Consider the following 14,346-nt stretch of genomic DNA (forward strand, 5'->3'; position numbering starts at 1 on the left):
CACACGGGCACAGGGCAACTCGTCGAGATATCCGCGCTCGAGGTCATCGTGCACGGCTTCGATCCCGGCTTCGGTGTCCAGGGCTCGGCCGCTGCCGGCCGTAAGGTCGACTACCCGCGTGGGCGCCCGGATGCGGCCGACTTCTATCCCGTATTCGACTGCGCCGACGGCCGCGTCCGTATCTGCCTGCTCGCGAAACGTCAATGGCGGTCGATGTTCTCGTGGCTCGGCGAGCCGGCCGAATTCGCCGATCCCGTGTACGACACGATCCCCGGGCGGTTCGCCGCCGCCGGCCGCATCCATCCGCTCATCGCGAAGCTGTTCTCCGCGTACACCCGTGACGAACTCGTCGCCGAAGGTGCGGCGCGGGGGATTCCGATCGGCGGCGTGCTGTCGGTCGGGGAGGTGCTGACCGCCGAACACTACGCGATCTCGGGAGCGTTCGCCGACGACCAGATCGCCGACGGCGTGGCCGCGCGCGTGCCATCGGGATACGCGACGCTCGACGGCCTGCGCGCCGGTTGGCGTCACCGGGCCCCCGGCGTGGGTGAGCACGACGAGCAGATTGCGGTTGCTCCGATTCCGGAATCGATTGTCGCGAAACAACTTGTGACGGCATCTGATACGAGTCCCACGTCGGGTGCTCCCGCGCCGGTCGGGGTGGTGCGCCCGTTCGCCGGCCTGCGGGTCCTCGACCTGGGTGTGATCGTGTTCGGCGCCGAACTCGGCCGCCAGTTCGCCGACAACGGCGCCGATGTCATCAAGGTGGAGAACGCCGCCTTCCCCGACGGCCTGCGCCAGTCCAAACGCGGTGCGGCACTGTCACCCTCGGTGGCCTGGGGACACCGCAACCGCCGGTCGATCGGATTGAACCTGCGCGAACCGGAAGGCAAACAGATCTTCCGCGACCTCGCCGCCTCGGCCGATGTGGTGCTCGCCAATTTCAAGCCGGGCACGCTGACATCGATGGGCATTGCGTACGAGGATCTTTCGGCGATCAATGACAAGATCGTCGTCGCCGAGTCCAGTGCCTTCGGCAGCGTCGGCCCGTGGAGCACGCGCCTGGGCTACGGACCGCTGGTCCGGGCCGCGTGCGGGGTGTCGGATCTGTGGCGCTACGACGCCGACTACCGGGGACTGTGCGACGGGTCCACCGTCTACCCCGACCACATCGCAGCGCAGGTGAGTGCGGCCACCATTCTCGCGGCGCTCATCGCCCGCGAAAAGTACGGTTGCGGTGGACATATCGAGGTGGCGCAGGCCGACACCGCGATCATGCAGCTCGGCGAGCATCTCGTCCGCGAATCCCTGGCACCCGGTTCGGTGGCGGTCACCGGAAACACCGACCCGATCGCTGCTCCGTCGGGCGTCTACGCATGCGCCGGTGACGACGAATGGTGCGTGGTCAGTGTTCGTGACGACGCCGACTGGGAGCGGCTGTGCGCTGTGATCGACTTGGCCGACCCACGATTGGCGACGGCCGCGGCCCGACTGGCCGACCGGGCCGCAGCAGAAGAGCCACTGGCCCAATGGTTGTCAGAGCGCACTCCCATCGAAGCGATGACGGCGTTGCAGGAGGGGGGAGTTCCGGCCGGCGCGATGAACCGCTTGCCCGAACTGCTCGTCGACCCCCACCTGGTGGCGCGCTCGGCCTACACCGACCTCGAACACCCCCTGCTGCCCACGCCACTGCCCACCGCGGTCCGGGTCGCGCACTTCCAGGCCATCCCCGACGCCCCGCTGAATCCGGCCCCACTGCCCGGGGAACAGACTCGCGCCATCGCGCGCGACCTCCTCGGCCTCGACGACACAGAGATCGACCGTCTCGTCGCCGCCGGAATTCTGCAACCCCCACCGGAATAAGCCTTCCCCCAGCCGGTTCCGACCGGAAAGCCGAGCCCCCGCCTCAACCGGCGAAGGGGGCGGTTCAGCGCATCAGGTCGCGGTGGATGATCTCTTTCATGATCTCGTTGGTGCCGCCGTAGATCCGCTGCACGCGGGCGTCGATGAATGCTTTGGCGACGGGGTATTCCATCATGTATCCGTAGCCGCCGTGGAATTGTACACCGGCATCGATCACCTTGTCCTGCAACTCCGTTGCCCAGAGTTTGGCCTTGGCGGCGTCGATCGCGGTGAGTGTTCCGTTGTTGTATTCGCGGACGCAGCGGTCGATGTAGGCGCGGCACACCTCGATGCCGGTGGCCAGTTCGGCGAGGGTGAACCCCAGCCCCTGGAAGCGGCCGATCGGCCCGCCGAACGCCTCACGCTCCTTGACATAGGCCAGGGTCCAGTCGAAGACGGCCTCCGCCGATACCTGTCCGGCGATGGCGATGCCGAGACGCTCCAGCGGCAGGCTCTGCATCAGGTAGCGCAGTCCGCCGCCCACCTCGCCGAGGAGTTGGTTCTCGCCGACCCGGACGTTGTCGAAGAACAGTTCGGCGGTGTCCTGAGCGTGCAGGCCCACCTTGTCGAGTTTGCGGCCGCGGGCGAAACCGGCGGTGCCGTCCTCGACGACGAACAGACTGAAATCGTTCGAACTGCGCCCGGTCGTGTTCTCGGCCGACGTCTTGGCGAAGACGATGACCAGGTCGGCGAGGATGCCGCTGGTGATGAAGGTCTTCGAGCCGTTGATCACCCACCCGTCGCCGTCGCGGACGGCGGTGGTGCCGATGCCGCGCAGGTCGCTGCCTGCCCCGGGCTCGCTCATCGCGATGGCGCCGATGGTCTCGCCGGTGACGAAGCCGGGCAGCCAGCGTGCGCGCTGCTCGTCGGTGGCGTGGCGCAGCAGGTAGTTGAGCGCGATGTCGTCGTTGGTGGAGAACCCCGATTGCAGGGCCGACGCTCCGACACGGGCGATCTCCTCCTGGATGACGACGCGGAACCGGTAGTCGGTCTCGCCGGGCCCGCCGTACTCCTCGGGCACAGACAGGCCCAGCAGTCCCTGCGCGCCCGCGGCCCGCCAGGTGTCGCGGTCGATGAGACGGTCGGAGTCCCAGCGTTGCATGTTGGGGACGACGTGTTTGCCGACGAAGCCGCGGACGGAGGCGCGGAACTGTTCGTGGTCGTCGGAAAAGAGATCGGTGCGCATGGTATCTCCTGGTCAGCGTCCGGGGCGCCGGATCTATTTATCTATGTACATTAGATTTATACCATTCGAACGGACGGCTTTCGGCATTGTCAAGCTTATCGAAATACGTTAGATTTACTGGGTGATTGACCAGGCCCAGTCCATCATCTCCTACTCGTGGACCCCGCAACTGGACGGCGACGACCTCGATCAGATCCTCGCGCTCGTGACGGCGGCGTCCGCCTACGACGACGAGGCCGGCTTCGCCCAGATCGACCCGGCCGATGTCACCAGCACCGATGTCACCGGCGACATCCGGGTGCTGCATCTGCCGATCCGGGCGCACCCAGATCTGAACCCCGCCGACCTGAACCCCGCGGACCTGAACCCTGACGAGTACGCCCCGCCGGTGGTGGTCGCCTATCTCCGCCTGGCGATCGGTGCCGGGGGACTGGCGACCGTCTCCTACGTCGTGCACCCGGACTACCGCTCCCGCGGCTTGACCACCCTTCTCGTCGAACAGCTCGGCCTCGACGCCGCGACCGAAGGCGGCTGGGACGGGACGGGCGCGACGGCGCTGCGGTGCTGGGCGTATTCCACCCATCCGGCCGCCGAACGGCTCACCAGACGTTTCGGCGTCGACGCCGTCGCCGAGCAGTGGGGGCTGGCGCGGCCGCTGACCGGTCCGTTCGCGCTGCCGCTGGATGTGCGCGAAGTGCCCGCGGGTCTGGTCCTGGGTGCCCCACGCGCACTCGGCGCGGACGTCGCCGAGCTGGTCGAGGTGCTCGGCGCCGCGTCGGTGCCGCAGGCGCATCGCGACCGGCTCACCTCGGATCTGGGCCGCGGCACCGGCACCGTCATCGACGTGCGCGACGCGACCGGCGTCATGCTGGGATTCGTCTGGTACACCACCGCCACGACCATCCACCTCGAACTGCGCGCAGCTCCGGTGTTCGCGCTGATCCTGGCGGCATCGGCGACCGGGCAGGGGCTGGGCAGTGCGCTGCTGGTGGCCGCGATGACCGACCAGCGCGACAATCCGCCGGCGGGCGAACGCGGTGCGCAGGTGTCGCTGCTGCGGATCAACCCCGACGACCATGCCGCGGTGCGCATGTGCCGATTGCTCGGCTACGAGCAGGAGGATTCGGACACGTGCTACCAGGTGGGCCGGACCGACGAGCCGCCGCCGGTGTTCGGCTGATCTCAACAGCTTTCGGACAAATACAGTCGGATATACCTACAGGAGCAGTTTGTGACTGAACACCAACCCGAAGATTCCGGCGAGGTGCTGTACCGGGTTCGCGACCACGTCGCCGTCATCACCTTCAACAGGCCCGAGGCGATGAACTCGGTCAACTCGGCGTTGTCGGCGGCGGCCGGTGCCGCACTCGAACGTGCCGACGCCGACGAGGACGTGCGGGCGGTGGTACTCACCGGGGCGGGTAAGGCGTTCTGCGCTGGTGCCGACCTGAAGGAACTGGGCGCCGGACGGCGGATCGATGATCCCGAGCACCGCGAGTGGGACTTCGCGGGCATTGTGCGGCACTGGATTTCGACGCCGGTCATCGCGGCGGTGAACGGTTTCGCGCTCGGCGGGGGCACCGAGATCGTGCTCGCCGCCGACCTCGCGGTGATCGATGAGACCGCGTCCATGGGATTGCCGGAGGTACGTCGGGGGATCATCGCCGCCGCCGGCGGGCTGCTGCGGATCCACCGGCAGGTGCCGCAGAAGGTCGCGGCCGAGATCGCCCTGACCGGCGAACCGATCTCCGCTGCAAGGGCTTACGAGCTCGGGCTGGTCAACCGGATCGCCCCGGCGGGAACCGCGCTCGACGTCGCGCTCGAACTGGCGGCGACGATCGCGCGTAACGCTCCGCTCGCCGTCGCCGAGACCAAGCGCGTCATGCACGAGACCGCACTGTCCGAGCGCGGCTGGGACGAGGAGGCGTGGCGGATCAACAGGACCGCGATCCGCACGGTGTTCGCGAGTTCCGATGCCAGGGAAGGGCCGCGGGCGTTCGCCGAGAAGCGCGCGCCGCAGTGGACGGGACGGTAGCCGCGATGGCCGGGGCGCAGGACCGATCTCGCGAATCACGCCCTGCGAAAGCCGAATTCGGCTTTCGTGAATCACGCCCTGCGAAAGCCGAATTCGGCTTTCGTGAATCACGCTCCGCGAAAGCCGAATTCGGCAACACCATCCCCGATACGGCCAGCGATTCGCTGACCCGGGAGAGCGCACCGGTGGTCAGCGTCGAGGCCGACGGCGAGATCGCGATCATCCGGCTCGACAGGCCCGCCAAACTCAACGCGTTCACCCACCAGATGTCCGAGGAGATCATCGCCGCGCTCGACAGAACCGACGCCGACGATGCGGTGCGCGCGGTGGTGCTCACCGGCACCGGCAGGGCATTCTGTGCGGGCGCCGACCTCGCCGCCGGTGGCGACACCTTCGTCACCGAGACCGAGGGGCAGACCCCGCCCGATGTCGGCGGGGTGACCGCGCTGCGCATCTTCCGGTCCGCGAAACCGGTGATCGCCGCCATCAACGGTCCGGCCGCGGGTGTCGGGGTCACCATGACGCTGCCGGCCGACATCCGGATCGCTTCGGACACAGCCAAATTCGGTTTCGTCTTCACCGCGCGCGGACTGGTCCCGGAGGCCTGCTCGAGCTGGTTCCTGCCGCGGCTGGTCGGCATCGGCACCGCCCTGGAGTGGGTGCTGGGCGCGAGGATGGTGCCGGCCGCCGAGGCGCTCGAGCGTGGGCTGGTGCGTGAGGTCGTCGCACCGGAACAGGTTCTGCCCCGGGCGATCGAGGTGGCCCGCGAGCTGGTGGCCGGGACCGCACCGGTGTCGGTGGCGCTGACCCGGGCCATGCTCTGGCGCATGCTGGGTGCGGCCGATCCGATAGACGCGCACCGTGCTGAATCTGTCGGCATCCATGTGCGCGGTCAGGCCGCAGATGTGCGTGAGGGCGTCGACGCCTTCCTCGGCAAACGCTCGCCGGTCTTCCCCGATCACATCTCCGAAGGCCTGCCCGATCTGTTCGGGGACACTGATTCGGCCGGTTGACCCTTTCGGTCGGAAAGCTGACGATCCCGGCATCCCGATCTGTGTGCACGACCATACCTCAGAGTTCGATCACATGAGCGATTACTGTGAAAAAGCACAACAGAGAATCTAATTCTTGTGCGAATTGGCCGATGTTTGTGACTCAGATCCCTGTAACGTTGACAACATCGAACGTTGTCAAGGTTTAAGGGAGTACACAGCCATGAGTCTGGAACCCACTGGTGTCGTCGCAGACGGCACCACCGAGCAGTGGCGTGATCGCAAACGCTACCTCTGGCTGATGGGACTGGTCGTCCCGTCGCTGGCGTTCATAGCACTCGGTATGTACTTGCTGACGGGCTGGGGCGTGTTCATGTGGACCGGACCCATCGTCATCTTCCTGATCGTGCCGCTCGCCGACATCATCATCGGGACCGACTCATCCAACCCGCCGGACGAGATGATCGAGGAACTCGAGAACGACAAGTACTACCGGTACGTCACCTACGCCTTCCTCCCGCTGCAGTACGCCGGCTTCATCGTCGCGATGTACCTGGTCGGCACCACCGACTGGCCCGTCATCGACAAGATCGGCCTGGCCATCTCGATCGGCTGCGTCGGCGGCATCGCCATCAACACCGCCCACGAACTCGGCCACAAGCGGGAGAAGGAAGAGCGCTGGCTCGGCAAGATCGCGCTCGCCCAGAGCGCCTACGGCCACTTCTTCATCGAGCACAACCGCGGCCACCACACCCGCGTCTCCACCCCCGAGGATCCGGCATCGTCGCGCATCGGTGAGAGCTTCTACCGCTTCTGGCCGCGCACCGTCTCCGGATCGCTGCGCAGCGCCTGGAGCAGCGAGAAGAAGCGTTACGAGCGCAAGGAAACCCACCCGTTCCACTGGGGCAACGATGTCCTCAATGCCTGGGCGATGACGGTCGTGCTGTTCGGTGTCATCATCGCGGTGACCGGCGTCGAGGTGATCCCGTACCTGATCCTGCAGGCCATCGTAGGATTCTCGCTGCTCGAAGTGGTCAACTACATGGAGCACTACGGCATGCTGCGGCAGAAGACGCGCACCGGCCGCTACGAGCGGGTGCTGCCCTCGCACTCGTGGAACTCCAACAACATCGGCACCAACATCCTGCTGTACCACTTGCAGCGGCACAGCGACCACCACGCCAACCCCACCCGTCGCTACCAGACGCTGCGCGACTACAAGGAATCGCCCACCCTGCCCACCGGCTACGCGGGCATGATCGTCCTCGCGGTGATCCCGCCGCTGTGGCGCAAGGTGATGGACCCGCGCGTCGTCGCGCACTTCGACGGTGACGTCCGCCTGGCCAACGTGCAGCCCGGCAAGCTCGACAAGCTGATGGCCAAGTTCCCGCCGCCCGGAACCGAACTTGAGACCGAGAAGGAAGACATCACCCGCCAGGTGTACGCCACCGAGGTGCTGGTCGCCCGCTGCCCCGGCTGCGAGTACACCTACGAAGTGGCCTCCGGTGACGAGGCCGAAGGCTTCGCCGCAGGTACAGCCTGGAAGGACATCCCCGACGACTGGTGCTGCCCCGACTGCGGTGTCCGCGAGAAGGTCGACTTCATCCCGGTGCAGACGGCATCCGGCGTGGCGGCCCAGAAGGCATCGACCCAGAAGGCATCGACCCCGAAGACATCGAGCCCGAAGACATCGACACGCGAGGAAGCTAGTCGATAGGGAACGCGTCGAGATAGTCGATAGCAAGTAGCAGATCGCCCGCTCCGGTTTGGAGCGGGCGATCGAGCATTCGCTCGGCCTGCTGAACGCGGTACCTGACGGTGTTCTTGTGCACCCCGAGCCGGGCGGCGACCACATCGGCGGACTCGGGCGACGTGAGCACGATACGAACGGTGTCGCGCAGGTGCCGTTGGTCGGAATCCGCGAGCGGGCCCAAGGTGTCGCGGGCGAAGCGGGCTGCCGACTCGTGGTCGAGCGCCAGCAGTGTCAGCGCCGCGACCTGGGAATATTCCGTGACAGCGACCTCGCGAACCGGCGACAACGCCACCCGCTGCGCCATCAGCGCATCCCGGTGGGCGGCGATGAAACCGGCCAGTCCGGCGGCCGGCCCACCTACGGTCAGCCGGACCTGCGACGCGTCGATGTCGGTTGCCGCGGCGTCGAGATCGGCCACCCCCACCGCGGGTGCCGCGATCCAGCCCCACAGTTCACGCCCGCCGGGCCGCACCACGGTCATCCCGGCACCCCGCAAGGCGGCCGACAACGCGGTGACCGTGGGCTCGAGCTGTTCGATGACATCGGCGGTGAGGGCGTGTGCGATCACCGCGACATGCCGCACTCCGCTCACCCGGTAGCCGCCGAGTTCGGCGGACAGTTCCGCGGCGCTGATCTCATTGCCTGCCAGGACGCCGGCCACCAGTTCGTGTCGCCGGGTGTCGCCGCGTTGCCGGATCCGGTTGAACTCCTCCTGATACACCGCCACCGACAGCTCGATCGACGCGGTGAACCAGCGAGATGCCTTGGTCCAGAACCAGATCAGTAGTCGGGTGCGGTCCAGGTCGGCGGGTGCGCCCTTCACCACGGCCACCGCGAAGTCCCACGACGCGGTCTGCGCCGCCTGATAGATCCTCAGCAGCATCGACAGATCGAGATGGTGAGTGGCCAGCAGCACCGCGAGACGGTGTGCGGCGGGTACCAATTCGGTGACGCCCTGGTCGGTCGTGGTCACTTCGCTCAGGAACGCCCGCCAGTGCTCTTCGATAGCGGGAGCGATCGTCGCCTGCACATCGTCGGGCAACGGCCCGGTGCGCTTCCTGATCCCATCGGCCGTTCGCCGTACGAACGTGGCCACCGTGCCCGGATCAGCTTGTGCGACGGTGAATTCGATGAGCCACTCGGTCGATCGGGAAGTCATGGTGCGCTCAACGGTAACACCGGCTCAGCGCTGTCGCGGCAGCTCCGGACGCGTGAACTGCTCACGGGCGAGAACGACGGGCTCATAGGTGAGGCAACCCGCCGAGTGATCGTTGACCACCCCCATCGACTGCATGAACGCGTACATGGTGGTCGGTCCGACGAACTTCCAGCCACGCTTCTTGAGCGCCTTGGACAATGCCACAGACTCCGGTGAGGTCGAAACAGGTTCTGCCGCAGTCCTGTCGGCGTTCTCCGGTTCGAACTGCCAGACGAAGGTGGCGAGAGATCCGGCCTCGTCGATGAGTTCGAGGGCGCGGGCGGCATTGTTGATGGCGGCGTTGATCTTGCCGCGATGCCGGACGATACCGGCATCGCCGAGCAGCCGCTCGACGTCGCGCTCGCCGAAACCTGCGACGGTCGGGATATCGAATCCGGCGAATGCCGTGCGGAAGTTGTCCCGTTTGAGCAGGATGGTGCGCCAGGACAGGCCGGACTGGAACCCTTCGAGGCAGATCTTCTCGAACAGTCGGGTGTCGTCGGCCACCGGGAACCCCCACTCGGTGTCGTGATAGGCGGTCTCCGGTTCGCGAGCGGCCCACGAGCAGCGCAGGGCTCCATCGTCGGCGAGGGACAGGGCGTTCATGGGCGACTCCTTCATCTGAACCGGGATACCGGTGAACCGGGGATGCCAGTGGACCCGGGATGCCGTCCCGGGTTGTCGAATACCCGTTCGACGGTAGTGGGTTTCGCCCGGAGCCCGCAACGGCGCTATCCACAGGCCCGCCGGTGTGATCCGGGTGACAGCCCGCGACGATCGCCGGGTACGTTGGTGAGCGAGTGCTCGCTCGGGCGTTTGGCCGGTGTGCGGGCAGACCTGTGCAGCGGCGGGACCGGAGTGAAGGACAAGCAGATGGCGCAACAACTCAAGCTCGGCTTCAAGGCATCGGCCGAACAGTTCGACCCACGTGAACTCGTCGAGATCGCGGTTGCGGCCGAGCAGGCCGGCATGGATTCCGTGGCGGTCAGCGACCACTTCCAGCCGTGGCGGCACAATGGCGGTCACGCCCCGTTCTCCCTGGCCTGGATGGCCGCGGTCGGCGAGCGCACGCAGCGCGTGCAGATCGGCACGTCGGTGATGACCCCTACCTTCCGCTACAACCCGGCTGTCATCGCTCAGGCCTTCGCGACGATGGCCTGCCTGTATCCCGGACGCATCATGCTCGGTGTCGGCACCGGCGAGGCGCTCAACGAGTACGCCACCGGTTTCCAGGGTGAATGGCCCGAGTTCAAGGAGCGTTTCGCCCGGCTGCGCGAGTCCATCGCGCTGATGCGTCAGCTGTGGACCGGCGACGAGGTGAACTTCGACGGCGAGTACTACAAGACGCAGGGCGCCTACATGTACGACATCCCCGAGCAGCCCGTCCCCGTGTACGTGGCCGCGGGCGGGCCGGTCGTCGCGCGCTATGCGGGCCGGGCCGGTGACGGTTTCATCTGCACGTCCGGCAAGGGGGCCGAACTGTACACCGAGAAGCTCATCCCCGCCGTCAAGGAGGGTGCCGAGAAGGTGGGTCGCAATTCCGACGACATCGACCGGATGATCGAGATCAAAATCTCCTACGATCCCGACCCGCAACTAGCACTGGAGAATACGCGATTCTGGGCGCCACTCTCGCTCACTCCGGAACAGAAGCACAGCGTCAACAGCTCCACCGAAATGGAACGCCTGGCCGACGAACTGCCCATCGAGCAGGTCGCCAAACGCTGGATCGTCGCCTCCGATCCCGACGAGGCCGTCGAGAAGGTCAAGTTCTACACCGACGCGGGCCTGAACCACCTCGTGTTCCACGCCCCCGGTCACGACCAGCGCCGCTTCCTCGACAACTTCGCCCGCGACCTCGAACCCCGCCTGCGCAACCTCACCGTGTAGCCCCGGGAGACTCGGATCACGCGATGTGGTCCGGAGGGTTAGGGTTTAGCGCATGGGACAGTCGGCGACGCCTGAATCGGCGCCTTCGTGCAGAAACATCTATGTGGCATCGGCCGAAGGCGATACCGGCAAATCGGCGATCGCGCTCGGCCTGCTGGCCCTGCTGATCGCGACCAGCGGCCGGGTCGGAGTGTTCCGGCCCATCTCGCGTGCCGCGGCAAACGGCGAGCGTGACCGCATCCTCGAACTGATGATGGAGCACCTCTCCGCCGACCTCGACTACGACGACTGTCTCGGCGTCACCTACGACGACGTGCACGCCGACCCCGATGCCGCGATCGCCGAGATCGTCGCCCGGTTCCACGCCGTCGAGGAGCGTTGTGACGCCGTGGTTATCGTCGGCTCGGACTACACCGGTATCGGCAATCCGTCGGAGCTGTCGTTCAATGCCCGTGTCGCGGCCAATCTCTCGGCGCCGGTGGTCCTGGCACTGCGGGCGGTCGACCAGACTCCGGCCGAACTGCGCGCACACGCCGAAGTGCTCGTCGGCGAGATCGCCGCCGCACACGCATCCACCGCGGTGCTCATCGCCAACAGGTGCGATCCGGCGCGGTTGAAGGAGATCACCGCCGAGCTGGCCACCACCGGTGTGCAGTCGTGGGCACTGCCCGAGGACCCAATCCTGGTGGCGCCCACCATGGGTGAGCTGCAGGCCGCGCTCGGGGCCGAACTGTACAGCGGCGACCCCGAACTCCTCGACAGGGAGGCGCTACGGGTGATGGTCGGCGGCATGACCGTCGAGCATATTCTCGAACGCATCACCGACTCCACCGTCGTCATCACCCCGGCCGACAGATCCGACGTCCTCCTCGCTCTGGTCAATGCCAATGTGGCGCATGGCTTTCCGAGGCTGACCGGAATCATTCTCAACGGTGGTCTGCGACCGCACCCGATGATCGACAGCCTCGTCAAAGGCATGCGGGCCACACTGCCCATCATCGCGTGTGAGCAGGGCACCTACGAGACCGCCCGCACCTCCGCGCACACCCGCGGCCAGGTGAGCAGGTTCTCGGCCCGCAAGATCGAGGCCGCGATCGCGATGATGGAAAAGCACATCGACGCGGCCGAATTGATGAAACCACTGGACGTGCCGCTCACCGAGGTGGTGACCCCGCAGATGTTCGAGTACGAACTGCTCGCGCGGGCCAGAGCGGACAGGCGCCACATCGTCCTACCCGAGGGCAACGACGACAGGATCCTGCGGGCGGCGGGAATCCTGGTGCGCCGTAACGTTGCTCGATTGACGGTGCTCGGCGACCCGGTGCTGGTTCGGGCCCGCGCCGACGAACTCGGTATCGACTTCGACGGCATCGACATCATCAATCCGCTCGATTCCGAACTGGTCGACGAGTTCGCCGACGCCTATCACCAACTCCGCAAGCACAAGGGCATCGACGAGGAGGCGGCCCGCGACATCGTCCGGGACGTCTCGTATTTCGGCACGATGATGGTGCACCTCGGCAAGGCCGACGGCATGGTGTCGGGGGCCGCGCACACCACGGCGCACACCATCCGGCCGTCGTTCGAGATCATCAAGACCAAACCGGGCGTGTCGACGGTCTCGAGCGTGTTCTTCATGTGCCTGGCCGACCAGGTTCTCGCGTTCGGTGACTGCGCGGTGGTGCCCGATCCCACCGACCGACAACTCGCCGACATCGCCATCTCGTCGTCGGAGACTGCGGCGGCGTTCGGCATCACGCCGCGGGTGGCAATGCTGTCGTATTCGACCGGTCAGTCCGGGTCGGGTGCCGACGTCGACAAAGTGCGGGTGGCCACCGGGCTCGTACGCGAACGACGCCCGGATCTGTTGGTGGAGGGCCCTATTCAGTACGACGCCGCGGTCGAACCGTCTGTGGCGGCCACCAAGATGCCCGACTCGCCGGTTGCCGGGCAGGCGACGGTGCTGATCTTCCCCGACCTCAATACCGGCAACAACACCTACAAGGCGGTGCAGCGCAGCGCCGGCGCGGTGGCGATCGGCCCGGTGTTGCAGGGCCTCAACAAGCCCATCAACGACCTGTCGCGCGGTGCGCTCGTGTCCGACATCGTCAACACCGTCGCGATCACCGCCATCCAGGCCCAGGCGTGCGAAAAAGGTGATGCCACATGAGTATTGCGGGTTCGGTGCTGGTCCTCAACGCGGGCTCGTCGTCGCTGAAGTACCAACTGATACACCCCGACACGGAGGTGGTCAGCGCCGAAGGACTGTGCGAGCGGATCGGTGATCTGGGATCGTCGATCACGCACGAACAGAACGGTGCCGAACTCACCGAAGAGATCGAACTGCCCGACCACAGGACGGCGTTCGAGCGGGTCGCCGAACTGTTCGCCGAGGGCGGGATCGACCTGGACACAGCGGGTTTGCGTGCCGTCGGGCACCGGGTGGTGCACGGCGGGCGTACTTTCTTCCTGCCCACGCTGATCGACGAACACGTTATGAGCGAGATCGAACGTATCGCCGGCCTTGCGCCACTGCATAATCCGGCCAACCTGATCGGCATACGGGCCGCCGGCCAGTTGCTGCCCGATGTCCCGGCGGTCGCCGTGTTCGACACCGCGTTCTTTCACGGCCTGCCCGATGCGGCGGCCACCTATGCCCTCGACCGCGGTGTGGCCAGCCTGCATGCCATCCGCCGCTACGGTTTTCACGGCACCAGTCACGAGTACGTGTCGGGCAAGGCTGCCGAGTTTCTCGGCAAACCCCTTTCCGAGCTCAATCAGATCGTGCTGCACCTGGGTAACGGGGCGTCGGCATCGGCGATCCGCGGCGGGCAGCCGATCGACACGTCGATGGGGATGACCCCGCTGCAGGGGCTGGTCATGGGAACCCGCAGCGGCGACATCGATCCCGGCGTCGTGATGCACCTGCACAGGGTGGCCAAACTGTCCGCCGATCAGATCGACACCCTGCTCAACAAACAGTCCGGCCTCAAAGGGCTGTGCGGCGAAAGCGATTTCCGATCCGTCACCGCGCTCATCGAGCAGGGTGATCATTCGGCGAAGCTGGCCTACGACGTGTACGTACACCGGTTGCGGCACTACCTCGGTGCCTACCTGCTCGACCTCGGCCGACTCGATGCGATCTGCTTCACCGCCGGTGTCGGCGAGAACGCCGCCGGCCTGCGCGCCGACACCCTCACCGATCTGGAAAACTTCGGCATCATCCTCGATCCGGAGCGAAATTCCGTGCGCTCCAAGGAAACCCGCCGGATCTCCACCGACGGCAGTGCTGTTGACGTGCTGGTGGTCCCCACCAATGAAGAACTCGCCATCGCCCGCCAGGCCGCCCAGGTCGTCGCCGACTCCTGACGTCGTCACACCTCGAAACCG

Annotated in this window: 11 protein-coding genes; 8 read left to right on the forward strand and 3 right to left on the reverse strand. The window is 66.5% G+C overall.

What is annotated here, in order from left to right; all coding sequences use genetic code 11:
* The coding region (locus KDB67_RS14790; protein ID WP_291017064.1) for a CoA transferase at positions 1-1,863 on the forward strand (1,863 nt) is incomplete at its 5' end.
* Positions 1,864-1,927: 64 nt separating this feature from the next.
* Here KDB67_RS14790 and KDB67_RS14795 read toward each other — a convergent pair.
* Positions 1,928-3,088, reverse strand: coding sequence for an acyl-CoA dehydrogenase family protein (locus KDB67_RS14795; RefSeq protein ID WP_291017065.1), 1,161 nt, complete (start codon positions 3,086-3,088; stop codon positions 1,928-1,930).
* 121 nt (positions 3,089-3,209) lie between these two features.
* On the opposite strand from KDB67_RS14795, the gene KDB67_RS14800 reads away from it, so the two are divergent.
* The 4 genes from KDB67_RS14800 (at position 3,210) to KDB67_RS14815 (ending at position 7,832) form a co-directional block, all read left to right on the forward strand.
* The gene (locus KDB67_RS14800) at positions 3,210-4,268 is read left to right on the forward strand and encodes a GNAT family N-acetyltransferase (RefSeq protein ID WP_366852331.1); all 1,059 of its coding nucleotides are present in this window, start codon (positions 3,210-3,212) and stop codon (positions 4,266-4,268) included.
* 51 nt (positions 4,269-4,319) lie between these two features.
* Entirely contained in the window at positions 4,320-5,123 is an 804-nt protein-coding gene (locus KDB67_RS14805) for a crotonase/enoyl-CoA hydratase family protein (RefSeq protein WP_291017066.1), read from the forward strand.
* Positions 5,124-5,128: 5 nt separating this feature from the next.
* Positions 5,129-6,136, forward strand: a complete 1,008-nt coding sequence (locus KDB67_RS14810; protein ID WP_291017067.1) for an enoyl-CoA hydratase-related protein — start codon at positions 5,129-5,131, stop codon at positions 6,134-6,136.
* A gap of 202 nt (positions 6,137-6,338) precedes the next feature.
* On the forward strand, positions 6,339-7,832 hold the full coding sequence (locus KDB67_RS14815; RefSeq protein ID WP_291017070.1) for a fatty acid desaturase: 1,494 nt from the start codon (positions 6,339-6,341) through the stop codon (positions 7,830-7,832).
* Here the strand turns inward: KDB67_RS14815 and KDB67_RS14820 are convergent.
* Complete coding sequence (locus tag KDB67_RS14820; protein ID WP_291017072.1) at positions 7,822-9,027, reverse strand: helix-turn-helix domain-containing protein; 1,206 nt, start codon at positions 9,025-9,027, stop codon at positions 7,822-7,824. The genes KDB67_RS14815 and KDB67_RS14820 overlap by 11 nt on opposite strands.
* A 24-nt stretch (positions 9,028-9,051) precedes the next feature.
* Positions 9,052-9,672: a DNA-3-methyladenine glycosylase I gene (locus KDB67_RS14825; protein ID WP_291017074.1), complete on the reverse strand. Its 621-nt coding sequence runs from the start codon at positions 9,670-9,672 to the stop codon at positions 9,052-9,054.
* A gap of 267 nt (positions 9,673-9,939) precedes the next feature.
* On the opposite strand from KDB67_RS14825, the gene fgd reads away from it, so the two are divergent.
* From fgd to KDB67_RS14840, 3 genes are read left to right on the forward strand one after another with little or no spacing between them, the layout of a single operon-like run.
* A complete protein-coding gene (gene fgd / locus KDB67_RS14830) occupies positions 9,940-10,956 on the forward strand; it encodes a glucose-6-phosphate dehydrogenase (coenzyme-F420) (protein WP_291017140.1) in 1,017 nt (338 codons plus the stop codon).
* A 52-nt stretch (positions 10,957-11,008) separates the two neighbouring features.
* Positions 11,009-13,126, forward strand: a complete 2,118-nt coding sequence (gene pta / locus KDB67_RS14835) for a phosphate acetyltransferase (protein ID WP_291017076.1) — start codon at positions 11,009-11,011, stop codon at positions 13,124-13,126.
* Complete coding sequence (locus KDB67_RS14840) at positions 13,123-14,325, forward strand: acetate kinase (protein ID WP_291017078.1); 1,203 nt, start codon at positions 13,123-13,125, stop codon at positions 14,323-14,325. The genes pta and KDB67_RS14840 overlap by 4 nt, the downstream gene beginning before the upstream one ends.
* The last annotated feature ends 21 nt before the right edge of the window (positions 14,326-14,346 follow it).

The sequence above is a fragment of the Gordonia sp. (in: high G+C Gram-positive bacteria) genome (genome assembly GCF_020438995.1).
Lineage (GTDB): Bacteria > Actinomycetota > Actinomycetes > Mycobacteriales > Mycobacteriaceae > Gordonia.

Coding starts and splice junctions, on each gene's coding strand:
- KDB67_RS14795 (WP_291017065.1), bottom strand. CDS start 3,088: ATGCGCACCGATCTCTTTTCCGACGACCACGAACAGTTCCGCGCCTCC.
- KDB67_RS14810 (WP_291017067.1), top strand. CDS start 5,129: ATGGCCGGGGCGCAGGACCGATCTCGCGAATCACGCCCTGCGAAAGCC.
- KDB67_RS14815 (WP_291017070.1), top strand. CDS start 6,339: ATGAGTCTGGAACCCACTGGTGTCGTCGCAGACGGCACCACCGAGCAG.
- KDB67_RS14820 (WP_291017072.1), bottom strand. CDS start 9,027: ATGACTTCCCGATCGACCGAGTGGCTCATCGAATTCACCGTCGCACAA.
- KDB67_RS14825 (WP_291017074.1), bottom strand. CDS start 9,672: ATGAACGCCCTGTCCCTCGCCGACGATGGAGCCCTGCGCTGCTCGTGG.
- fgd (WP_291017140.1), top strand. CDS start 9,940: ATGGCGCAACAACTCAAGCTCGGCTTCAAGGCATCGGCCGAACAGTTC.
- pta (WP_291017076.1), top strand. CDS start 11,009: ATGGGACAGTCGGCGACGCCTGAATCGGCGCCTTCGTGCAGAAACATC.
- KDB67_RS14840 (WP_291017078.1), top strand. CDS start 13,123: ATGAGTATTGCGGGTTCGGTGCTGGTCCTCAACGCGGGCTCGTCGTCG.